Here is a 20,647-nt window from a genome sequence, read left to right as displayed (position 1 = left end):
CGGTCGGGAGGAGAATTTCGGCCCATGAGCTTGCCTGTACTCGTCGCCATCGTGGTTGTCGGGATTGCTTTGTGTGTTCTCGCCGTCCACCTGACCGGCGGAAGCAAGGGCTCGTCGATCACTGCCGCTGACGATGCTAAACGGCGCTTTGGCGAGGATTTCCCGGAAGAAGCGGTCTGGACTGTTCGGCTGACCGCCGACGGCAAAACGGCGTTTCTGGAACTCGACGGCGACCGAACCGGCATCGTCCAGACTTTCGGCGACAAGTTCCTGACGCGCATCATCACGCAATCCGACGTGGTGTCGCTGACGAGTCCCGACCCTGAATGCCTGTCCATCCGGCTTAAGGATTTCACCTGGGCCGGCGGAGACTTCACTTTCGCCAACGCCGCCGATGCCAGCGCGGTGCGCAACGTGCTGCTACCCGCAAAAAGAGAAGCATCATGATGGAAAATTACGATTTCCCGCAGGTTACGCAGCTTGCCATTCCCTTCTTCGTCGTTGCCATTCTGATTGAACTCTGGCTCGTGCGCACGGGGCGGGCCAAGGGCGCTTTCGAGACGCGCGACACGCTGACCAGCCTAATGATGGGCACCGGAAACGTCGTTGCCGGCATATTGCTCGGGATCGTTTCCTACACCGCCTTGCTCTGGGTCTGGCAGTTCCGTTTCTTCGATCTCGGCCGTTCCATCTGGGTGTTCCTGGCGGCGTTCCTGCTCGATGATCTGCGCTACTACTGGTATCACCGCATCGCGCATCGCGTGCGCTGGGTCTGGGCCGAGCACGTCAATCACCATTCCAGCCAGCACTACAACCTGTCCACGGCGCTGCGGCAGAGCTGGACCGGCCTCTTCACCGGCATGTTCATTTTGCAGGTGCCACTGGTGCTGCTCGGTTTCCACCCCGCGGTGATCGCCTTCGTCTTCGGCTTCAACCTCGTCTGGCAGTTCTGGATACACACCGAGACGATCGGCAGGATGTGGGGCTGGTTCGAGATGATCTTCAACACGCCGTCGCACCACCGTGTCCACCACGCCACCAATCCGCGCTATCTCGATGCCAATTACGCCGGCACGCTGATCATCTGGGACCGGATGTTCGGAACCTTCGTCGCGGAACTGCCGGAGGACCAACCACGCTACGGCATCGTCAAGAACATCGGCACGTTCAACCCGGTGAAAGTCGCGTTCCACGAATGGGTCGGCATGTTCCGCGACGCCGCAGCACCTGGCCTGACCTTGCGCCAGCGCCTCTCGTACCTGTTTCAGCCGCCGGGCTGGAGCCACGATGGTTCGCGCAAGACTTCGCAGGACTTGAAGCTGGACTATGTCCGCCTTCATCCCGGTGAATCCGGAAAGCCTGGCCTTCCGGCTACCTCGCAAAAATGATGCGGGCCTGATTGAAATAAGGACAAAGCGCCTCTATTCCTTTTTATCGGAGAAATAATATTCGATATGCGAGGTATAGTGGCATGCTTCGTCTTGTATTTATTGCTTTGCTTTTCTCCATTTCGACCGTTGTATACGCCGCGCCGGCAATAGACTGGCGCGTCGAGCATCCATTCCGCTACTTCCTCGAAACCCGCGACTTCGACATGCAGCGCGAGGCCATGGCCGATGTCATGGCTGCCAATGGCGGCGCGCTGTCGGCGACTGCGGTGTCCGATCTCGAACGTTCGCTGAACGATCCACGCTGGCTGCGCGAATGGTACAGGCAGGATTCCACGCTTTACGCCAATCCGCGCAGTGCCGGCCGCCCGGAGCGGGGCTGGGCGCATCACATCAACCGCCGCCGCGCCACCTGCTGGGACAGCCGCCAGCAATGGCATTCGTCCTGCGCCAGCGACACCTTCGGCACATCACTGCGCACCGATTATGTCAGGCCGCAGCGCCATACGGTTGTCCTGAAGCTGACCGAGCCGCCGTCAGGCCAGTGCAAATGGCAAGCGGCGAGGGCGATCTTCATTGACGGCAACGCGCTTGTCACGGCAACGGAAAAGCCCTGTGCTGCCGATGTCGAGACACGCGTTCCCTTCGAGCCGGACGTTCCCGAGGCTCAGCGCGGCGTGGCCGTCACCGTGCAACTGCCCGACGGCACAACGGTTTCGCATGAGCCGATCTGGGTGCGCGACCGGCTCGTCGTCGGCATGGGCGACAGCTATTCCTCGGGCGAGGGCAACCCGGACACGCCGGTCGAGATCGACCGGTTCTCGCGTCGCGCCGGGCTCAATATTTCCTATCTCTACGACCCCGATGCGCAGGCGATCCGCTCGAACGCCGCCTATTCGCTCCCGGTCCGCTACCAGAACGGTCCGGCCGGCTGGCTCGACCGCAAATGCCACCGTTCTGCCTATAGCTATCATTTGCGAACGGCTCTCGAAATCGCGCTCAGCGACGTCAAGCATTCGGCGGTGACTTTCCTCGGCTTTGCCTGTTCGGGCGCGGAGCTGACCGAGGGTTTTCTGTTTCCCTATGCCGGCGTCGAGACGGTCGAGCCCAGCTATTTCACGGCCGGCGGTCGGCTGCGCCGTGACATGCCGCAGGTCGACCGCCTGATGGTCGAGCTTTGCAGCGACGACCTGATGCGCAGGCTTGCCCGCCGCACGATCTCGCTGGATCCGCCGGTGACCGCGCCCAACGACCGCCCGGTGCGCAGCGTCAGCCTGCTCGATTGCCCGAGCGGAAAATTCCTTCGGCCGGTCGACCTGCTGATCGTCTCGATCGGCGGCAACGATATCGGCTTCACGCCGCTGATCGTCGATACGCTGACCAAGACGCGACCGCCTTACGCCAACCTCAACACCGAAATTCGCGCCAGGGCGCAGGGCAACGATCTTATCCGTCTGGCCGCCCGGCTGACCAAGGCGCATGGCATCGACCGTGCGCAGGAGAGGGCGCGGGAACTGCCGGCGCGGTTTGCCGCCTTGCGCAAGGCGCTGGCGCCGATCCCGATCGTCAAGGGTGACGCTGGCAAGCCCAATATCGTCCTTACGGCCTTTCCCAAGGTAGAGTTCAATGAAAACGGCCGCCTTTGTGGCGAAAGCGATCCGCGCGAGCGGCTCGAAGGTTTCAATGTCGGCGGGGTGCTTTCGATCGATGTGCCGGAATTGCGGCTGGTGAGCCGCTTCGCCAACGAGGTTCTTTATCCGGCCACCCGCGACGCCGCCCGGGCCGGAAACTGGTACTTCATCGACGCCCACCGCGAGCCGTTCGCGAAGCACGGCATATGTGCGCAGAAACGCGATGCCAACGGCAATGTCTCGGCGGCCGAAAACCTGATGCTGCCCTATTATCACTTCGCCAGCCCGGTAAATCGCTGGTCGGATTTCGAGCCTTTTGCGGAAAACCGTGAAACCGGCTTCAACCGCCTGCGCGACACGCGCGCCTACGCGCCGCGCGAGCGCTGGTTCCGCACCCTCAACGACATCTGCCTGTTCGTGCAGTACAAAGCCAACGGCTCGCCGCCGCCAACCGGACAATGGGGCCTGCTCGATCTGATCGAAGCCTGCCTTGGCGGTCCGTTCCATCCAACGGCCGAAGGTCATGCGCATATCGCGGATGCGGTTTTCAACACGGCCAAGCAGATCCTGAAACTGCCGGCACCGAATGTTGCGGATTTGAGGTCGGGATTGTAGCGCGGCGTCTCGCTCCCCCTTGAGGGGAGGGTGGCCCGTAGGGCCGGGTGGGGTCGCTGCGGCCGTGCTCGACGTTCCTTGGCGCCGCGCCGCTGCCTTGACCGACCCCCTCTGGCGCTTCGCGCCATCTCCCCCTCAAGGGGGGAGAATACGCCGGCGCGTTTCATCGCCAACCGTCCTCATCCTGAGGTGCGAGCGCAGTGAGGCTCGAAGGACGCACCTTATCGCCACACCCGCTCTCCACCCCAGGAAACTGACTCTACCGCCGGGTGAAAAACAGAAAGCGGTCGAGGCCGCGCGAATTGACGTAGCTTCGCCTCTCGCGATGCAGGCGGCGCGCGACGCTCATCGACGAGGCGTTTTCGGGCGCGACGATTGATCCGATTTCCGGCTCGCTGGTCGAGGCAAAGGCAGTGGCGAGGCATGCTCGGGCGGCCTCGAGGGCAAAGCCGCGGCCGCGCCGGTCGGGAGCGATGTGGTAGCCGATCTCCAGAATGGTTGGGCCGCCAATGTCCTGCCAGGTCGGGCCGCAATCGCCGATCAGCCGTCCGGTGCTTTTTTCAATGACCGCCCAGAGTCCGAAGCCGTGTTCGGCGTAGCGCTTGAGGTTGCGGTCGATCCATTCGGTCGCGGCGGCCTCGGTGGTCATTTCAGGATAGAAGCGCCGGGCATAATCGTCGGTGAAGACGGTCAGCAGGTCTTTTGCATCCTCCGCCCGGAACTCCCGCAAGGTCAGCTGTTCTGTTGCGGGAGGCTGCATGATCGCTCTATTCGGCGGCTTGCGCTTCGGCCGCAATGCCGAGCCAATCGCGGCAATCGGTCAGCGCGCGCGAGGTTATGGCGTGGCGCTTGGCGACGATCTTGTCCTTGCCGCGCAGGCGTTTGCCTTCGGACTTCGGCGCTTCGACCGCCGGAAACAGGCCGAAATTGACGTTCATCGGCTGGAAGGAGCGCTTTCCCGGTTCGTCGTCGGAGACGATGTGGCCGCCGGTGATGTGGTTGAGCAGAGCGCCGAAGGCGGTGGTGACCGGCGGTGGCGATACCTGCTGGCCGAGAAGCTCGGCGGCGGCGAAGCGGCCGGTAAGCAGGCCGATCGCGGCGGATTCGACATAGCCCTCGCAGCCGGTGATCTGGCCGGCAAAGCGCAGGCCGGTGCGGCCTTTGAGCTGGAGCGTTGCATCGAGCAGCGTCGGCGAATTGATGTAGGTGTTGCGGTGCAGGCCGCCAAGCCGGGCGAAATCGGCATTTTCCAATCCCGGAATCATCCGGAAGATGCGCACCTGCTCGGCATGCTTCAGCTTGGTCTGGAAGCCGACCATGTTGTAGAGCGTGCCCAGCGCATTGTCCTGCCGCAGCTGCACGACGGCATAGGCCTTGACGTCCGGATTGTGAGCGTTGGTGAGGCCCATCGGCTTCATCGGGCCATGGCGCGCGGTCTCGGGGCCGCGTTCGGCCATCACTTCGATCGGCAGGCAGCCGTCGAAATAGGGCGTGCCTTCCCACTGCTTGAACTCGGTCTTGCCGCCGTCGATCAGCGCCTGGATGAAGGCTTCGTACTGCTCCTTGTCCATCGGGCAGTTGATGTAGTCCTTGCCGGTGCCGCCGGGCCCGACCTTGTCGTAGCGCGACTGGAACCAGCATGTGTCCATGTCGATGGTGTCGAAATGGACGATGGGGGCGATGGCGTCGAAGAAGGCGAGCGCATCGGCGCCGGTCTTTTCTGCGATCGCTTCGGCCAGTGACGGTGCGGTCAACGGGCCGGTGGCGATGATCGCCTGTTGCCATTCCTCGGGCGGCAGGCCGGTCACTTCTTCGCGCATGATGGTGATCAGCGGATGGGCTTCGAGCTTTGCGGTCACGGCTGCCGCGAATCCGTCGCGGTCGACGGCCAGCGCCCCACCGGCCGGCACCTGGTTCAGGTCTGCTGAATTCATGATCAGCGAGCCGGCAAGCCGCATTTCGGCATGCAGCAGCCCGACCGCATTGGCCTGCGCGTCGTCTGAGCGGAACGAGTTGGAGCAGACGAGCTCGGCGAGGCTGTCGGTTTTATGCGCATCGGTGCCGCGCACCGGGCGCATTTCGTGAAGCACGACAGGCACGCCGGCCTGTGCCGCCTGCCAGGCGGCTTCGGAGCCGGCGAGACCGCCGCCGATGATATGGAGCTGTTTTGTTGTCATGGAGGGGGAATAGGCCGATGGCCGGGGGAAATCAATCTCTGCCGAAACATGGCTCTCGGCATACCGCTAAAACAACAACACCCGCCGGGGGAGGAGGTCCGGCGGGTGTCGTTTTGATCGGTCAGCGATCGGGAGGAGGTGAAGCCTGACCGTATTCATCGGAACCTGGGAGGAGGTAGGCGCCGACGAAATTCTTTCGCTGTTTAAAGCCTGCGGAGGCTTTCGGGAGACAACACCCGCCGCGGGAGGAGGTGCGGCGGGTGTCGTTTTGGCCAGTCAGCGATCGGGAGGAGGTGAAGGCTGACTGTATTCATCGGAACCTGGGAGGAGGTAGGCGCCGACGAAATTCCTGTTAGATCGAGCGGCGAGCGACCGACTGGATTTCGGCGCGGTTGATGCCGAGGTCCGAGAGCTCACGGTTCGAAAGGCGGCTCAGCTCGGAAACGGTTTCCCGGTAGCGGCGCCAGTTGCGGTAGTTGCGAAGGATGTTCATTTCTTTTTTCTTGCTTTCTTTACGTCTTGGTAGTGCCGAGGCCACGATCGGCCTCGAAATCAGTTAGGCGGCCTTGCGGGCAACGAAAGGAATGTCGCTGCGGCTGATGCCGAGGTCAGTCAGTTCGCGGTTCGAAAGGCGGCTCAGCTCGGTGACGGTGTCCCGGTAGCGGCGCCAGTTGCGGTAGTTGCGGATCAGGTTCATCGTAGTGCTCGTTTCGTCTTTGGTTCGTTTTCTTTATCGCTGTTTACGAAGCCTAAATATGTCCGGCTGTTACATTTTAAAAGTGCTATCGGCGCATGGCAGCAATGCGTTTTGTGCATTGCAGCATTAATCGATTTTAGTGGCTGCGGCGCAAATGTGGCCAAATCTTAAAAAAGCCATGACAACAAGGGTTTGTTCGGCGGTCTTTTCGTCGCGGGCAGCAATGGGAGAATTGCATTGGCTGGTTATTCGTCACGGGTGAAGCGGGACATCGGCCGTTGGCTGGAGAGGGATCTGATCGACGCCCCGACTGCCGAGGCGCTTTCGCGTGATGTCGAGGCGAATGAAAGCAACCTGTTCAGTTTCGGCTTTATCCTCGCAGTCATGGCGGCCTTGCTGCTGGGTGCAGCGATCCTGCTTCTGGTCGCTTCGAACTGGGAGGCGATACCGCGCCTGGTTCGCGTCGCCTGCCTGTTTGCGATCATCCTGGGCGGATATGTCGGCGGCGCGGCGCTCAAGCTGCGCGGCAGCGACGCCATTGCCGAAGCGCTGTGGCTGATAGCGGCCGCAAGCTTCGGCGGCTCGATCGCGCTGATCGGGCAAATGTATCATCTCTCAGGCGACGAGGCCTCAGCCGTGATGACCTGGTGTCTTGGGACGGCGCTGGCGGCTGCCGCATTGCGCTCCGGCCCGCTCACAATAGCCGCCGCTGGAATTGCGATCGCCTGGATGGTGCTGAGCCAGGTCGAATATTGGGACAGCGGCCGGTTTCCGTTCTTCTATCTGGCCATCGCTGTCGTGCTCTGGCTGGTCTCCTACTGGACGGACAGCCGCACCGCGCGTCACCTGATGCTGTTGTCACTCATATTATATGGCGGCTTGCTGGCGGTGCATTACGACGACGTCGCAGCCATCGGCACTGCCATGGCGATCGTCTCGGCGGCATTGTTTGCGGCAGCGGTCTATCTGCGCGATCCCGTCGAGAAGATCGTGCAACTCGGCGGAAGGTTGCCGGTGCACTGCCTCATTGGCTTCCTGACCGGACTGGCGCTGGTGCAGGCTGAAATGGTCGACAAGACGCCGGGCCTGGCTGTCGCGGCGCTCGTGACCTTTGCCGGCATCGCCGCCGCACTGCTGCTGGCCGGGCGCGAAAGCCGCATGCTTCGCTGGGTCGCCTATGCCGGCTTCGGTCTGGAGCTTTGTTTCGTCTATGTCGTCATGTTGGGCACGATGCTCGACACGGCGGGCCTGTTCCTCGCCTCGGGCATCGTGCTCGGCATCATCGCGCTGTTCATCATCAGGGTCGAGAAGCGCGTCAAGAACAAGCTGCTCGAGCAGAAGGGAGCCGCGTAATGCCGAAGAACAGGCTTCTTATATCCGCGCTCGTGCTGGCTCTCGTCCAGGTCGGCTTCCTGTCGTGGATCATCGCGTCACGCGCCGCGATCCTGCGCAACGGGCAGGAAGTGCTGCTCAAGGTGGAACCGGTCGATCCGCGCGACCTGCTGCGCGGCGATTACGTCCGGCTCGGCTATGATATCTCAAACATTCCGGCGAAGATGGTTGCCAACGCCCCCGCCGGCCAGTCGTGGACAGCGGCAGGTCCAATCTTCGTGCGCGTCAAAAAGGACGCCGACGGTTTCTGGCGCGCGACTTCGGCGTCGCTCGGCAAGGCACCGGCTACGCCGCCAACGGATGGCGAAGTGGAACTGCGCGGCGAGGTTTCGTCCAGCTGGACGATGGACGAGAACGCCACCCTTCGCGTCGACTACGGCATCGAGCGGTTTTATCTGCCTGAAGGCGAGGGGCTGGCGATCGAGCGCGACATGCGCGTGCGCAATTTTGGTATTCTCGCGGCGGTCGCGAAGGACGGCACGCCGCAGATCAAGGCGCTGATGGACGGGGAGACAAAGTTGTATGCAGAGCCGCTTTATTGAAGCAAGGCCGCTGGAAAACTGGTGCGGATGATAGGAGTCGAACCTACACGCCTCTCGGCACTGGAACCTAAATCCAGGGCGTCTACCAGTTCCGCCACATCCGCATTACGCCCGCAATCTCACGTGGCCATCATTCTGTCAATGTCGCGATTGAACGATGAACCGGCTTACGTGCGAAGAGAGTTGAAAAATCAGTCCGTGTATGACAAAAGGCGTGTCAAATGTGACGGGTTATAAAGGTCCGCTTCGGACGAATGTGGTAAGAAGCAGGAAATACAAAGACTTACCCACATTCTTGGAATGGACTGACAGCACTTTCCGCCGGTGGCGCAAGCCACCTCGGTTGAATTGCTTCACCCGCCCAAAGAATACCCCCGGCACGAGAATTCCGGCAGGCTGAGCGGCAGGACGCCGTTTGTTCAGCCGCTTTCGTGAAAACAAAGGTTTTATGATGCAGGTTACCGAAACACTCAATTCCGGTCTTAAGCGCGAAATCAAGGTGACCGTGCCGGCCGGCGATATGGAAGCCAAGCTCGTCGAGCGGCTTTCGGACGCCAAGAACAAGGTCCGTATCAACGGCTTCCGTCCCGGAAAAGTGCCGATGCAGCACCTGCGCAAGGTCTATGGCAAGTCGTTCATGGCCGAGGTCGTCAACGAGATCCTGTCGAACTCGACGCGCACCATCATCTCCGATCGTGGCGAAAAGGCTGCCATGCAGCCCGAAGTCACCATGACCGAGGACGAGAAGGAAGCCGAAAAGATCCTCGCCGGCGGCGCGGATTTCGAGTTCCAGCTTTCCTACGAAATCATCCCGGCCATCGAGATCAAGGATTTCTCCAAGATCGCCGTGACCCGCCAGGTCTTCGACGTGCCGGAAGGCGAGATCGATGATCAGGTCAAGCGCATCGCCGAATCGTCGCGCACCTATGAGCCCAAGACCGGCAAGGCTGCAGAAGGCGACCGCGTCACGATCGACTATGTCGGCAAGATTGATGGCACGCCCTTCAACGGCGGCACCGGCAACGACCAGCCGCTGGTGCTCGGCTCCAAGGAATTCATCCCGGGCTTCGAAGATCAGTTGGTCGGCGCCAAGGCCGGCGACGAGAAGCTCGTCACCGTGACCTTCCCGGAAAACTACAACGCGCCTGAACTGGCCGGCAAGGAAGCCACCTTCGACGTCACCGTCAAGGAAGTCGGCAAGCCCGGCGACCTCGAGATCAACGACGAGACCGCCAAGAGCCTTGGCCTCGAATCGCTCGAGCGCCTGCGCGAGATCGTCCGCGGCCAGATCGAAAGTCAGTTCGGCACGATGACGCGCCAGAAGGTCAAGCGCCAGCTTCTCGACCAGCTCGACGAGAGCTACAGCTTCGAAGCGCCGTCCAAGCTCGTCGACGCCGAGTTCGAAAACATCTGGAACCAGGTCCACCGCGATCTCGAAGCCGCCGGCCGCACCTTTGCCGACGAAGAGACGACGGAAGAGGAAGCCCGCGCCGAGTATCTGCGTCTTGCAGAGCGCCGCGTGCGTCTCGGCCTGGTTCTGGCCGAAATCGGCGAGAAGGCCGGCGTGCAGGTGTCGGACGAGGAACTGCAGCGCGCTCTGTTCGAGTTCGTTCGCCGCTACCCGGCCAACCAGCAGCAGGAAGTCTTCGATTTCTACCGTAACAACGCCAACGCGCTGACGACCCTGCGCGCGCCGCTGTTCGAAGAGAAGGTCATCGACCATCTGCTGACCCAGATCTCCGTCACCGACCAGAAGGTCAGCAAGGAAGAGCTGATGGCCGACGACGAGGACGACGCCGAAGGCGCCGCCAAGCCGGAAAAGAAAGCCAAGAAGGCGTCCGCCAAGAAGGCTGATGACAAGGCCGGCGACGAGGCTGCTGCCGAAGAGCCGAAGAAGAAGACTGCTCCCAAGAAGAAGGCCAAGGAAGCCGACGCCGAATAAGGCGACGCTCCGGGACGTTTTGAAAAGGCCGCTGGTAAGACAGCGGCCTTTTTGCTTTTGAGCTGAATGGAATGGAACCAATGAGTTCTGAAACAATCGAGATCTATCGTCCTCGCGGCGTTTCGAATTTGGGCCGATGGGACATTGGCGATCTCAAGCTTAAAATCTATGGCCTTGTCGCAGATAACAGGAAGATCGACCAAGCCACGGTAACCCTGGCGCAGTCATTTGTGCGACAGGACGTTCTGCCGCGTGTGGCGGAGGAGGGTGATGACAATGGCATGGGCTTTGTGATCATCCATCCTGGCGAACTCGGCGTTTCCATCTCGGCTCACTGGTGGATACAGGGTTCGGTGCTTTGTCAGCACATCTATCGGAAGCTGTATTCTGCCTCCGAGCCAATGGATACGGTCAAAAGGCCTGTTATCGCCTGTGTTTGGGAACTAGGTCTGATAAACGCTGAGCAAGAGGCTTGGCGAAAGGCGATGATGAAAAGCGAGCCAAGTCCGTCAGCCTACATGGACACGCGCGCTGACTTCGCAGCCGCATAGAGACCCACCTTTACAAATTTGATGCGGCTGGAATCCGCGTGATTGCTATGCAATCATTCCGCAGCCGTCAGACGTCCAGGCGCTTGTTCACGCTCGAACGTCGCACTACTAAATTGCCGCTGCATTCGCCGCTATTGCATTCCAATGGTTCCGGGACGGGAAAGTATGACGTCACGCGCAACTGCGAAAATCCTGCTTTTTATGCTTTTCATCACTGTTTGGGCGCTTGCGGCCACCACCGCGCGAGCGCAACTGGCGGATGGATGGCGTTTTGGCAACGGCAGCAATGGCCAGTTCACGGCATCGGTGTTCTCTACCAACACGATGAGCACGGATTCCTCGCGCGTCATCGAGTATCACCCGGTCTTCACGATCGGTTGCCGTGCAGGCGCGAACCCCGGTTGGACGCAGTCGATCCAGCTTAGGGAGTCGCTTTCCAGGCGGCAGGCGATCGATCTCGAACTGCGCATCGACGGTAGCGCGTTTTCCGAGCAATGGACGCTTGGCTTCCAGAACCGCAGTTTTTACACGGACGGCGATGCGGCTGTTGCCCGCCTTCTGGGCGCTAGCCGGTTTCGGGCGGTCTGGCGCATCAGCTTTCTGTCGGGCAACGGCGAGGCCGACTTCAACCTTACCGGGATCAGGGACGCCCTGACGAAGATTGCCGCGTCCTGCGGCGTGCCGCTGCCGTAAGCGTGCGGATCGTCAGATCAGCAGCAGGCCTTTCATGCTGGCATGACCCTTCTTGCCGATGATGATGTGATCGTGCACGGCAATGCCGAGCGGCTTGGCCGATTCGATGATCAGCTTGGTCATGTCGATATCGGCCCGCGACGGGGTCGGGTCGCCGGAGGGATGGTTGTGGATCAGCACAATAGCCGTCGCGGATAGTTCCAGCGCCCGTTTCACCACCTCGCGCGGATAGACCGGCGTGTGGTCGACCGTGCCGGTCTGCTGCACCTCGTCGGCGATCAGCGCGTTCTTCTTGTCGAGAAACAGGATGCGGAACTGCTCGCGCTCCTCGAATGCCATGGCGGCGCGGCAGTATTCCAGCACCTGGCTCCATGAAGATAGAACTTCGCGGCCCTTGATTTCACCGCGCGCCATGCGTTGGGCGGCAGCGGCGACGATCTTCAGGTCCATCGCAGCACCTTCGCCGATATCCTCGACTTCGCGCAGCAGATTCTCTGGTGCGCCGAGAACTTCCGCCAGCGAACCGAACCGCTTCAGCAGCGACTTGGCGCGTTCCTTCGTGTCCGCGCGCGGAATGGAGCGGAACAGCAGAAGCTCCAGTATTTCATAGTCGGAAAGGGCCGATGGACCCGCTTCGCGAAACCGTTCACGCAAGCGCTGGCGATGGCCGAGATAATGCGGCTTTTCGTCGGCAGGCTTGGCGGGTTTCAAAGGTCTCGGCGGCTGCTCGGCAAAGAAACCGCGTTCGTCCTCCCGGTCGTCGATCATGCCCAGCATTCCCCGCATGCAAGCCGCAAGATGCGGCAAGCCCCGGGGGAATATTAGGAAGACAAACCGGGCCGGTCGAGTCCTGCGGGCGACAGCGTGAAAATTTCGCAGCCATTGGCGGTGACGCCTACGGTATGCTCATACTGCGCTGACAGCGAGCGGTCGCGGGTGACGGCGGTCCAGCCGTCGGAGAGCACCTTCACATGCGGCCGGCCGAGATTGATCATCGGCTCGATGGTGAAGATCATGCCTTCGCGCATCTCTACGCCTTCGTTGACGCTGCCGTAATGCAGGATGTTCGGCGCATCGTGAAAGAGTTGGCCGACGCCGTGGCCGCAGAAGTCGCGTACGACCGAGCAGCGTTCTGCCTCGGCAAAAGTCTGGATGGCGGCGCCGATCGCGCCGGTGCGTGCGCCCGGACGAACCGCGGCAATGCCGCGCATAAGGCAGTCATGGGTGACTTCGAGCAGGCGCTCGGCGGCGCGCTTGATGGTGCCGACCGGGTACATGCGGCTGGAATCGCCGTGCCAGCCGTCGAGAATATAGGTCACGTCGATGTTGACGATATCGCCGTCACGCAGCGGCTTGTCGTCGGGAATGCCGTGGCAGACGACGTGATTGATCGAGGTGCAGGTGGATTTCGTGTAGCCACGATAGTTCAGCGTGGCGGGCAGGGCGCCATTGTCCATGCCGAATTCGAAGACGAAGCGGTCGATGGCGTTTGTGGTCAGTCCGGGCTCGACCATCGATGCCAACTCGTCCAGGCAGCGCGCCGTGAGGTTGCAGGCCTTGCGCATGCCCTCGAACGCCTCCGCGCCGTAAAGGCGGATCTGTCCGGTGTTTCGTGTCGGGGCCGTTGCGGCGTCCAGATAGGTGACCATCGATAGAACCTAGAGCTTGCGGATGGCCGAAGAAGCATCGGCCGCGTAAGCCCCTGATGTGACACCGGATTGCGCCGGCTTCAAGCCCCAACCGGGTGGGAATGGCCGAAAGACGCAGGCAAACCGGCCAATTCCGGCTGGAATTTGCGTCAAAAGTCGGCTTTCGCGTCGGGAACGACGACCAGCTTGCCGACGAAATCCTTGGCGACGAAATCGGCCTGCGCGTGGTGGAAGTCGGAGAGCCTGTAGACGCCGCCGACCAGCGGCTTGATCACGCCCTGTTCGATGTAGCGCACGATGCGCCGGAAATCGCCGCGCGTGCCTTGCGATGAGCCGTGAAGCTGAAGCTGCTTGAGATACATGGTGCGCAGGTCGAGTTGCACGACCGGGCCGGCAATCGCACCGGCCGTGGTGTAGCGGCCTTCCGGGCGCAGGATGCGCAGGAGATCATTGAAGATCGCGCCGCCGACGAGATCGGCAACCACGTCGATGGGTTGACCGCCGGTCGCCTCGTGCACCGCCGCGATCAGGTCGGGCGCGCCGCGCGTGATGACGGCTTCCGCGCCGATATCCTTGACCGCCTGTTCCTTGCCGCCGCCGACGATCGCGTAGGGGATGGCGCCGCGGGCGCGGGCAAGCTGGACGATGCCGGAGCCGACTCCGCCCGACGCGCCGGTGACCAGCACCCGCTCGCCAGCCTTCAGGCCGGCGCGCTCCAGCATCTGTTCGCCGGTGAGATAGGCGCAGCAGAAGGTGGCGAGTTCGATGTCGGTGAGGGCAGTATTGACCACATGGGCGTTTTCAGCCGGCAGCGCCTGATATTCAGCGTAACCGCCATCACGGCCGTGGCCCATATAATCGATGTCGGCGAGGCTATCGTCGTCGCGATTGTAGATCGAGAAATCGACCATGACGCGTTCGCCGATGCGCGATGGCGAAACGCCTTCACCGACCGCCACGATCCTGCCGACGCTGTCGGTTCCCTGGATGCGCGGGAAGGTCAGCGTGTTGCCCTGCCGGCGCCAGGTGGAAACCGCGCCGGCATCCTCCTCGGTGCCGTATGCGCCCTGACGGACCCAGACGTCGGTGTTGTTCATGCCGCAGGCGGTGACCTCGATCAGCACTTCGCCGGGAGCGGGGGCGGGAACGGGCACATCTTCGCGATAGACCAGCTTTTCAGGGCCGCCGTGGCCGGTGAGCAGCACGGCGCGCATGGTGGCGGGGAGGGAGGGGGTGGTGGGCATGTTGATGCTTTCCTGATTGGCGGTTGCGCTGCCCCTCATCCCCCTGCCGGGACCTTCTCCCCGTATAGTGACGGGGAGAAGGGGGAGGCGTCGATGTTGCGGCCAGCCTTCCTCTCCCGTCACTATCCGGGGGTCCGAAGGACGGGTCGAGACCCGTGGCTCGACCCCGGTTGATGCCGGCAGGCAGGTGAGGGGCAGCGCCAATCTTTCAAGAACTAGTTATTCGCAAACACGCTCTTCACCGCATCCGCAGCGGCAGCGATAACCGTATCTGCCTCTTCCCGCGTCAGGCACAGCGGCGGCGCAAAGCCGAGGATGTCGCCCTGCGGCATGGCGCGGCCGATGACGCCGCGCTCGGCAAGGGCGGTTGCGACCTGTGGGCCGATCTTCTGCGATGCGTCGAAGAACACCCGGTCGTCCTTGTCGGCGACGAATTCCACCGCCGCCAGCATGCCGTCGCCGCGCACCTCGCCGACATGCTTGTGCCCGGCCAGCGTTTCCGTGAGGCCCTTGCGGAAATAGGCGCCGGTTTCGCCGGCATTCGTCACCAGATCGAGTTCATCGATGAGTTCGAGATTGGCAACGCCGGCCGCAACACAGATCGGATGCGCCGAATAGGTCCAGCCGTGGCCGAGCGAGCCGAGCTTGTCGGAACCCTGGACGAGCACCTGCCACATCTTGTCCGCGACGATGACGCCCGACAGCGGCGCATAGGCCGAGGTCAGGCCTTTGGCGATGGTAATGAGGTCGGGCTTCATGCCGTAATGGTCGGAACCGAACATGGTGCCGAGGCGGCCGAAACCGGTGACGACCTCATCGGCAACCAGCAGGATGTCGTATTTCTTCAACACTGCCTGGATCTTCTGCCAGTAGCCGGCGGGCGGCGGCACGATGCCGCCGGTGCCGAGGATCGGCTCGCCGATGAAGGCGGCAACGGTATCCGGTCCTTCGGCCAAAATCATTTCCTCGAGCTTGTCGGCGCAATGCTGCGAGAACTGCTCCTCGCTTTGTCCGCGGTCGGCGCGGCGGAAATAGTATGGCGCTTCGGTGTGCAGGATCGGCGCGCGCGGCAGGTCGAAGGCATTGTGGAAAAGATCCAGCCCCGTGAGCGAGCCGGTCATGACGCCGGAGCCGTGATAGCCGCGCCAGCGCGAGATGATCTTCTTCTTCTCCGGCCGGCCGAGCACGTTGTTGTAGTACCAGATCAGCTTGATGTTGGTTTCGTTGGCATCCGAGCCGGAGAGGCCGAAATAGACGCGGCTCATGCCGGCGGGGGCGCGGTCGATGATCATCTTGGAAAGCCGGATCGAAGCCTCGGTGCCGTGGCCGACATAGGCGTGATAATAAGCGAGGTTCTTGGCCTGCTCGGCGATCGCGTCGGCGATCTTCTGGCGGCCATAACCGACATTGACGCAATAGAGCCCGGCAAAGGCATCGAGGCTGCGCTTGCCCGTGGTGTCGGTGATGTAGACGCCTTCGCCGCCGGCAATCACGCGCTGGGGCGATTCACCGCGCGCATGGGTGCCCATATGGGTCGAGGGATGGAAGAAGTGATCGCGATCCCAGGCGGCGAGTTCGTTCGACTGTTCGAGCATGGCAGTTTTCCTTGCGTGATTGTTTCAGGCTGCGTCGAGGCAGAGATATTTGAGTTCGGTAAAGGCCTCCAGCCCGTGGCGGGAGCCTTCGCGGCCGAGGCCGGACTGTTTGACGCCACCGAAGGGGATCGGCGCGCCGGTGATCTTTACACGGTTGATGGCGACCATGCCGTATTCCAGTGCGCGGCCTAGCCGCAGCTGGCGAGCGCTGTTTTCGGTGACGACATAGGCGACAAGGCCGTATTCGGTATCATTGGCGCGGGCGATCACTTCATCCTCCGTGTCGAAGGGCGTGACGGCAGCGACCGGTCCAAAAGTTTCCTCGCGCATGATGAGCGCATTGTCGGTGAGGTCGGCGAGCAGTGTCGGCTGGTAGAACAGTGCGCCGGCCTCAAGGCGCTTGCCGCCGGTCAGGCAGCGCGCGCCGCGTTTTATGGCATCTGCGACCTGTTCCTCGACCTTGGCGATGGCGCGCTCATGCATCAGCGGGCCGATGTCGACGCCGTCGGTCAGGCCGTCTCCGACCTTTAGCGTGGCAATGCGCTCGGCGAATTTGGCGCAGAAGGCGTCATAGATGGAGCGCTGCACATAGATGCGGTTGGCGGCGAGGCAATCCTGACCGGAGGTCGCGAATTTGCCGTCGATGGCGATCTTCACGGCGCGATCCAGATCGGCATCATCGAAGACGATCAACGGCGCGTGGCCGCCGAGTTCCATGACGAGGCGCTTCATCGTCGGGGCGCATTGGGCGGCGATCAACCGGCCGATCTCGGTCGAGCCGGTGAAGCTGAGCGCGCGAACCCGCGCATCCTCGCACAGCCTGCCGACGATGGTCGCGGCATTGCCGGTGACGATGTTGAACACGCCGGCTGGCAGGCCGGCGCGCTCGCCAAGCTCGGCCAGCGCGAGAGCCGAAAGCGGTGTCTCGGAGGAGGGGTGCACGACGATGGTGCAGCCGGCGGCGAGTGCTGCGGCGGCCTTGCGGGTCAGCATTGCCGACGGGAAGTTCCAAGGCGTGACGACACCGACGACGCCAAGCGCCTCGCGGCGAACGATCATCTCGGCATTTGGTAAGTGGCTGGTTACGCTTTCGGCGTTGAGGCGCTTTGCCTCCTCGGCGTACCACTCGATGAAGGATGCCGCATAGTCGATTTCGCCGAGGGATTCGGCGAGCGGCTTGCCCTGTTCCAGCGTCATGATCAGCGCGAGATCTTCCTTAGCCGCGATGATCAGTTCGAACCATTTTCGCAAGATCGCCGAACGCTGCTGCGGCAGGAGCAAGCGCCAAGCGGGCAGGGCGCGCGCAGCGGCATCGATTGCCTGCGAGGTCTGCACGGCATCCAGCGATGCAACCCAGGCGAAGGTCTCACCATTCGAGGGATTGCGCACTTCGAAGGTCTGGCCGGTTTCGGCAGCCGTCCAGTGTCCGTCGACATAGGCGAGTTCGCGCAGCAGGCGGCGGTCGGCGAGCCGGTCGAGGGCATCCTGTCGATGGGCGCGAGCGAATTGGGCGGGCATCGGGTTCCTCCGAAGTTGTTCACCCGGAGGGTAGGCGTGACGAACCGGAGAAAGAGACTTTTCCGGGGGACGCCAGGAGAGAGATTGTCTAGCGTGTGGCTCGTTGCCGGATAGATCGACTATTGCTTGGCGTCCGGCGGCAGCAATTCCTCGAGCGGCAGCGCGGTCTCTTCCTTCACTGTCTTGATGACGATGTAGGTGAAATAACGGTCGATGCCGAGCTCGCGCTCCAGCAGGCCATCGACCAGTCGCTGATAGGCGTCGATGTCGCGCGCCATGACCTTCAGCACATAGTCGACGCCGCCGCCGACCGACCAGCAGGCGACGATTTCGGGAATGTCGCGGATCGCGCGTTCGAAACGGTCGAAATCCGCCTGCCGGTGCGCGCCGAGCGTCACCTCCATCAGCACCGTGGCGACGGGCGCCACCAGCCGCATGGCGAGACGGGCGTGATAGCCGGTGACGATGCCGACTTTTTCCAGTTTTCGCAGCCGCATCCAGCATGGCGTCGGCGACAGCCCGACCCGCTCGGCAAGCGCCAGCTTGGTGATGCGCCCGTCGCGCTGGATCGCATCGAGAATGCGCAGATCGATCGGATCGAGTTTTATCGAGGACATGGCTTGCCTGTGAATTCCGTCGATGGACCATGACCGCGCATTTTTTCGATTGTCAATTGCACTGATTATGGTCTCATATAAATCATGACATTCTGGCGCCCGGATCCTGCTCTCATTCGCCGCCCCGCCTATCTTTCGCTTGCCGAACAGATTGCGCGGGCGATCCATGATGGACGCCTGGAAAGCGGGGCACGATTGCCGACGCACAGGCGCATGGCCGACGACCTGAAACTCTCGGTCCAGACCGTCAGCCGCGCCTATGAGGAGCTTATACGGCGCGGGCTGATCTCGGGCGAGATCGGGCGCGGCAGTTTTGTCCAGACGCAGCGCAAGGAACCGGACCCGCCCTATCTGCCGGAACGGCTTGGAGAGGTGATCGACCTGTCGATCCTGAAACCCGTATGCGAGCCGATGCATCTCGAAAAGATGAAGCAGGCGCTGGGCTGGCTTTCGGAGAATTTGACGTCGAGCGCAGCCCTTTCGTTCCGCCCCAACGTGGTCTTCCCGCGTCATCGCGCCATTGCCGCGGACTGGCTGCGGGGCTGCGGGCTGGAGGTTTCGCCGCAGAATATCAGCATCACCAATGGCGCAACCGCCGGCATGACGGTTGCGCTGATGAGTGTCGCGCCGCCCGGTTCGATCGTCGCCACCGAGGCGATCGGCCACCATACGCTGATACCGCTTGCCACCTATCTCGGTTTCGACCTGGAAGGGCTGGCGATTGACGACGAGGGCATGATCCCCGAAGCGCTCGACGAAGCCTGCCGGAAATCGCCGATACGGGCCGTTTTCGTGCAACCTTCCGTCATCAATCCGACGGCGACGTTGATGGGTTCGGTGCGGCGCTCGCAAATCGCCGAGGTCGCGCGGAGGCACGATATCGCGATCATCGAGAACGACGTGCTCGGCCCGCTGGTGCAGGATCGCGCGCCGCCGATGGCCTATTTCGCACCCGAACGCACGCTTTACGTCACCAGTTTCACCAAGATCGTCGTGCCCGGCCTGCGCGTCGGCTATCTGGTCGCGCCGGACCGCTATGTCGCGGCCGTGGCCAACCGTCACCTCGTCTCGAACTGGATGGCGACGCCTATGGTGGTCGAGATCGCCTCGCGCTGGGTGGCGGACGGAACGGCCATGGAACTGGTCCGCTGGCAGCGCGAGGCCTTACGCCGCCGTCATGAGATCGCAACAGAAATGCTCGGTGGCGTCGGCTATCTGGCGCATCGCGACAGCCTGCACATCTGGCTGCCGCTGCCCGACCAGCGCACGGAGGAAGGGTTCGTTTCGCAGGCGCGGCTGCAAGGCGTTGCCATCGCGCCTGGCGTTTCCTTCCGCATCTCGCAAGGCGAGTGGCAACCGGCAGTGCGCATCTCGCTCGGCTCCACGACCGAGGGCGAATTGCGGGCAGGGTTGGGCGTGGTAGCCAAGTTATTGCTCGGCGACCCTGAACTGCTCTTGCTCGCCATTTAGGCAAAACGTCTCGAAATCCAGCATATTTCGAAAAATTGTCATGATATTATTTTATGAATTGACATGATTTCATAAACTCCCCATCGTTCGGGGCATTCGCTTCTCCCAACAGGAGAGACACATGTCCCAGCCTATCATCAAGATCGACGGCATCACCAAGAGCTTCGGCTCGTTCAAGGTGCTCGACGGCCTCTCGCTGGAGGTCAAGCCGGCTGAGAAGCTGGCGCTGATCGGCCCGTCCGGTTCCGGCAAGACGACGATCCTGCGCATCCTGATGACGCTGGAAAGCATCGATGGCGGTCACATCCAGATCGACGGCGAGCATCTCTACCATATGGAGCGCAACGGCCAGCTGCTGCCGGCCGACGAGCGGCATTTGGCCAGAATGCGCCAGAAGATCGGCATGGTCTTCCAGCTGTTCAACCTGTTTCCGCACAAATCCGTCATCGAAAACGTCACGCTGGCGCCGATGCTGACCAAGGGCGTGAAAAAAGCCGACGCGGAAAAGCGGGCGATGGAGCTGCTCGACATGGTCGGCATGGCCGACAAGGCGAAGTCGATGCCGGCGCAGCTTTCCGGCGGCCAGAAGCAGCGCGTGGCGATCGCCCGTGCGCTGGCACTGTCGCCGAAGATCATGCTGTTCGACGAGGTCACCTCTGCGCTCGATCCCGAACTGGTCGAGGAAGTGCTGAACGTCATGCGCAAGCTGGCGGCCGAGACCGACATGACGATGCTGCTGGTGACGCATGAGATGGGCTTTGCCCATGATTTCGCCGACCGTGTTCTGTTTTTCGATCGCGGCAAGATTGTCGAGGAGGGCAAGCCCGACGACATCTTCCGCCATCCCAAGCAGGAACGCACGCAGGCATTCCTCAGAAAGATCATAGCGGCCGGACACCGCGTCTGACCGCAATGCATGGGCGGCG

At 62.1% G+C, this 20,647-nt stretch carries 20 protein-coding genes and 1 tRNA gene; 10 read left to right on the top strand and 11 right to left on the bottom strand.

What is annotated here, in order from left to right; all coding sequences use genetic code 11:
* Positions 1 to 24: 24 nt before the first annotated feature.
* From G6N74_RS25415 to G6N74_RS25405, 3 genes are all read left to right on the top strand, one after another.
* Complete coding sequence (locus G6N74_RS25415) at positions 25 to 447, top strand: hypothetical protein (protein WP_165120800.1); 423 nt, start codon at positions 25 to 27, stop codon at positions 445 to 447.
* A complete protein-coding gene (locus tag G6N74_RS25410; RefSeq protein WP_165120799.1) occupies positions 444 to 1,388 on the top strand; it encodes a sterol desaturase family protein in 945 nt (314 codons plus the stop codon). The genes G6N74_RS25415 and G6N74_RS25410 overlap by 4 nt, the downstream gene beginning before the upstream one ends.
* Positions 1,389 to 1,471: 83 nt before the next feature.
* Complete coding sequence (locus G6N74_RS25405) at positions 1,472 to 3,634, top strand: SGNH/GDSL hydrolase family protein (protein WP_165120798.1); 2,163 nt, start codon at positions 1,472 to 1,474, stop codon at positions 3,632 to 3,634.
* A gap of 259 nt (positions 3,635 to 3,893) precedes the next feature.
* On the opposite strand, the gene G6N74_RS25400 is transcribed toward G6N74_RS25405, so the two are convergent.
* From G6N74_RS25400 to G6N74_RS25385, 4 genes are all read right to left on the bottom strand, one after another.
* Positions 3,894 to 4,394 carry a GNAT family N-acetyltransferase gene (locus G6N74_RS25400; protein WP_165120797.1) on the bottom strand — a complete coding sequence of 167 codons (501 nt, stop codon included), beginning with the start codon at positions 4,392 to 4,394 and terminating at the stop codon, positions 3,894 to 3,896.
* A gap of 7 nt (positions 4,395 to 4,401) precedes the next feature.
* Positions 4,402 to 5,811, bottom strand: a complete 1,410-nt coding sequence (trmFO, locus tag G6N74_RS25395) for a methylenetetrahydrofolate--tRNA-(uracil(54)-C(5))-methyltransferase (FADH(2)-oxidizing) TrmFO (RefSeq protein WP_165120796.1) — start codon at positions 5,809 to 5,811, stop codon at positions 4,402 to 4,404.
* Positions 5,812 to 6,163: 352 nt separating this feature from the next.
* Complete coding sequence (locus G6N74_RS25390; protein WP_091918858.1) at positions 6,164 to 6,304, bottom strand: DUF1127 domain-containing protein; 141 nt, start codon at positions 6,302 to 6,304, stop codon at positions 6,164 to 6,166.
* A 63-nt stretch (positions 6,305 to 6,367) separates the two neighbouring features.
* Positions 6,368 to 6,508: a DUF1127 domain-containing protein gene (locus G6N74_RS25385; protein ID WP_165120795.1), complete on the bottom strand. Its 141-nt coding sequence runs from the start codon at positions 6,506 to 6,508 to the stop codon at positions 6,368 to 6,370.
* Positions 6,509 to 6,745: 237 nt separating this feature from the next.
* Here G6N74_RS25385 and G6N74_RS25380 point away from each other — a divergent pair, with 237 nt between their 5' ends.
* Together G6N74_RS25380 and G6N74_RS25375 are read left to right on the top strand one after the other, a co-directional pair.
* Positions 6,746 to 7,861 carry a DUF2157 domain-containing protein gene (locus G6N74_RS25380; RefSeq protein WP_165120794.1) on the top strand — a complete coding sequence of 372 codons (1,116 nt, stop codon included), beginning with the start codon at positions 6,746 to 6,748 and terminating at the stop codon, positions 7,859 to 7,861.
* Positions 7,861 to 8,442 carry a GDYXXLXY domain-containing protein gene (locus tag G6N74_RS25375; protein WP_165120793.1) on the top strand — a complete coding sequence of 194 codons (582 nt, stop codon included), beginning with the start codon at positions 7,861 to 7,863 and terminating at the stop codon, positions 8,440 to 8,442. Before G6N74_RS25380 ends, G6N74_RS25375 begins: the two co-directional genes overlap by 1 nt.
* Before the next feature lie 19 nt (positions 8,443 to 8,461).
* Here G6N74_RS25375 and G6N74_RS25370 read toward each other — a convergent pair.
* Positions 8,462 to 8,546: transfer RNA gene (locus tag G6N74_RS25370), tRNA-Leu, on the bottom strand.
* A 347-nt stretch (positions 8,547 to 8,893) separates the two neighbouring features.
* Here G6N74_RS25370 and tig point away from each other — a divergent pair.
* The 3 genes from tig to G6N74_RS25355 all read left to right on the top strand — a co-directional run bounded on the left by tig (position 8,894) and on the right by G6N74_RS25355 (position 11,628).
* The gene (gene tig / locus G6N74_RS25365) at positions 8,894 to 10,384 is read left to right on the top strand and encodes a trigger factor (RefSeq protein WP_165120840.1); all 1,491 of its coding nucleotides are present in this window, start codon (positions 8,894 to 8,896) and stop codon (positions 10,382 to 10,384) included.
* A gap of 80 nt (positions 10,385 to 10,464) precedes the next feature.
* On the top strand, positions 10,465 to 10,935 hold the full coding sequence (locus G6N74_RS25360; protein WP_165120792.1) for a hypothetical protein: 471 nt from the start codon (positions 10,465 to 10,467) through the stop codon (positions 10,933 to 10,935).
* A gap of 165 nt (positions 10,936 to 11,100) precedes the next feature.
* Positions 11,101 to 11,628, top strand: coding sequence for a hypothetical protein (locus G6N74_RS25355; RefSeq protein ID WP_165120791.1), 528 nt, complete (start codon positions 11,101 to 11,103; stop codon positions 11,626 to 11,628).
* Positions 11,629 to 11,640: 12 nt separating this feature from the next.
* Here the strand turns inward: G6N74_RS25355 and radC are convergent, their stop codons facing one another.
* From radC to G6N74_RS25325, 6 genes are all read right to left on the bottom strand, one after another.
* Positions 11,641 to 12,396 carry a RadC family protein gene (gene radC / locus G6N74_RS25350; RefSeq protein WP_165120790.1) on the bottom strand — a complete coding sequence of 252 codons (756 nt, stop codon included), beginning with the start codon at positions 12,394 to 12,396 and terminating at the stop codon, positions 11,641 to 11,643.
* 53 nt (positions 12,397 to 12,449) lie between these two features.
* Positions 12,450 to 13,277, bottom strand: a complete 828-nt coding sequence (gene map / locus G6N74_RS25345) for a type I methionyl aminopeptidase (RefSeq protein WP_165120789.1) — start codon at positions 13,275 to 13,277, stop codon at positions 12,450 to 12,452.
* 149 nt (positions 13,278 to 13,426) lie between these two features.
* On the bottom strand, positions 13,427 to 14,521 hold the full coding sequence (locus G6N74_RS25340; protein ID WP_246245935.1) for an alcohol dehydrogenase family protein: 1,095 nt from the start codon (positions 14,519 to 14,521) through the stop codon (positions 13,427 to 13,429).
* Between the two features lie 215 nt (positions 14,522 to 14,736).
* On the bottom strand, positions 14,737 to 16,116 hold the full coding sequence (locus tag G6N74_RS25335; protein ID WP_165120788.1) for an aspartate aminotransferase family protein: 1,380 nt from the start codon (positions 16,114 to 16,116) through the stop codon (positions 14,737 to 14,739).
* A gap of 24 nt (positions 16,117 to 16,140) precedes the next feature.
* Positions 16,141 to 17,634 (bottom strand): NAD-dependent succinate-semialdehyde dehydrogenase, encoded by a 1,494-nt coding sequence (locus G6N74_RS25330; RefSeq protein ID WP_165120787.1) that lies wholly within the window; start codon positions 17,632 to 17,634, stop codon positions 16,141 to 16,143.
* A 119-nt stretch (positions 17,635 to 17,753) separates the two neighbouring features.
* Positions 17,754 to 18,242 (bottom strand): Lrp/AsnC family transcriptional regulator, encoded by a 489-nt coding sequence (locus tag G6N74_RS25325; RefSeq protein WP_165120838.1) that lies wholly within the window; start codon positions 18,240 to 18,242, stop codon positions 17,754 to 17,756.
* A gap of 93 nt (positions 18,243 to 18,335) precedes the next feature.
* On the opposite strand from G6N74_RS25325, the gene ehuR reads away from it, so the two are divergent.
* On the top strand, positions 18,336 to 19,721 hold the full coding sequence (gene ehuR / locus G6N74_RS25320) for a MocR-like ectoine utilization transcription factor EhuR (protein WP_165120786.1): 1,386 nt from the start codon (positions 18,336 to 18,338) through the stop codon (positions 19,719 to 19,721).
* 121 nt (positions 19,722 to 19,842) lie between these two features.
* Positions 19,843 to 20,628 carry an ectoine/hydroxyectoine ABC transporter ATP-binding protein EhuA gene (gene ehuA / locus G6N74_RS25315; RefSeq protein ID WP_119818398.1) on the top strand — a complete coding sequence of 262 codons (786 nt, stop codon included), beginning with the start codon at positions 19,843 to 19,845 and terminating at the stop codon, positions 20,626 to 20,628.
* Positions 20,629 to 20,647: the final 19 nt, after the last annotated feature.

Origin of the sequence: Mesorhizobium zhangyense, assembly GCF_011045115.1 — a bacterium.
In the GTDB taxonomy this organism is placed as follows: Bacteria; Pseudomonadota; Alphaproteobacteria; order Rhizobiales; family Rhizobiaceae; genus Mesorhizobium_M; species Mesorhizobium_M zhangyense.
The sequence above is the reverse complement of the archived record's forward strand: the minus strand, read 5'-3'. Positions and strand labels throughout refer to the sequence as shown.

Bases quoted from the DNA above. Each gene is read 5' to 3' on its own strand.
- G6N74_RS25415 (WP_165120800.1), top strand. From the start codon at position 25: ATGAGCTTGCCTGTACTCGTCGCCATCGTGGTTGTCGGGATTGCTTTG.
- G6N74_RS25410 (WP_165120799.1), top strand. From the start codon at position 444: ATGATGGAAAATTACGATTTCCCGCAGGTTACGCAGCTTGCCATTCCC.
- G6N74_RS25405 (WP_165120798.1), top strand. From the start codon at position 1,472: ATGCTTCGTCTTGTATTTATTGCTTTGCTTTTCTCCATTTCGACCGTT.
- G6N74_RS25400 (WP_165120797.1), bottom strand. From the start codon at position 4,394: ATGCAGCCTCCCGCAACAGAACAGCTGACCTTGCGGGAGTTCCGGGCG.
- trmFO (WP_165120796.1), bottom strand. From the start codon at position 5,811: ATGACAACAAAACAGCTCCATATCATCGGCGGCGGTCTCGCCGGCTCC.
- G6N74_RS25390 (WP_091918858.1), bottom strand. From the start codon at position 6,304: ATGAACATCCTTCGCAACTACCGCAACTGGCGCCGCTACCGGGAAACC.
- G6N74_RS25385 (WP_165120795.1), bottom strand. From the start codon at position 6,508: ATGAACCTGATCCGCAACTACCGCAACTGGCGCCGCTACCGGGACACC.
- G6N74_RS25375 (WP_165120793.1), top strand. From the start codon at position 7,861: ATGCCGAAGAACAGGCTTCTTATATCCGCGCTCGTGCTGGCTCTCGTC.
- tig (WP_165120840.1), top strand. From the start codon at position 8,894: ATGCAGGTTACCGAAACACTCAATTCCGGTCTTAAGCGCGAAATCAAG.
- G6N74_RS25360 (WP_165120792.1), top strand. From the start codon at position 10,465: ATGAGTTCTGAAACAATCGAGATCTATCGTCCTCGCGGCGTTTCGAAT.
- G6N74_RS25355 (WP_165120791.1), top strand. From the start codon at position 11,101: ATGACGTCACGCGCAACTGCGAAAATCCTGCTTTTTATGCTTTTCATC.
- radC (WP_165120790.1), bottom strand. From the start codon at position 12,396: ATGATCGACGACCGGGAGGACGAACGCGGTTTCTTTGCCGAGCAGCCG.
- map (WP_165120789.1), bottom strand. From the start codon at position 13,277: ATGGTCACCTATCTGGACGCCGCAACGGCCCCGACACGAAACACCGGA.
- G6N74_RS25340 (WP_246245935.1), bottom strand. From the start codon at position 14,521: ATGCCCACCACCCCCTCCCTCCCCGCCACCATGCGCGCCGTGCTGCTC.
- G6N74_RS25335 (WP_165120788.1), bottom strand. From the start codon at position 16,116: ATGCTCGAACAGTCGAACGAACTCGCCGCCTGGGATCGCGATCACTTC.
- G6N74_RS25330 (WP_165120787.1), bottom strand. From the start codon at position 17,634: ATGCCCGCCCAATTCGCTCGCGCCCATCGACAGGATGCCCTCGACCGG.
- ehuR (WP_165120786.1), top strand. From the start codon at position 18,336: ATGACATTCTGGCGCCCGGATCCTGCTCTCATTCGCCGCCCCGCCTAT.
- ehuA (WP_119818398.1), top strand. From the start codon at position 19,843: ATGTCCCAGCCTATCATCAAGATCGACGGCATCACCAAGAGCTTCGGC.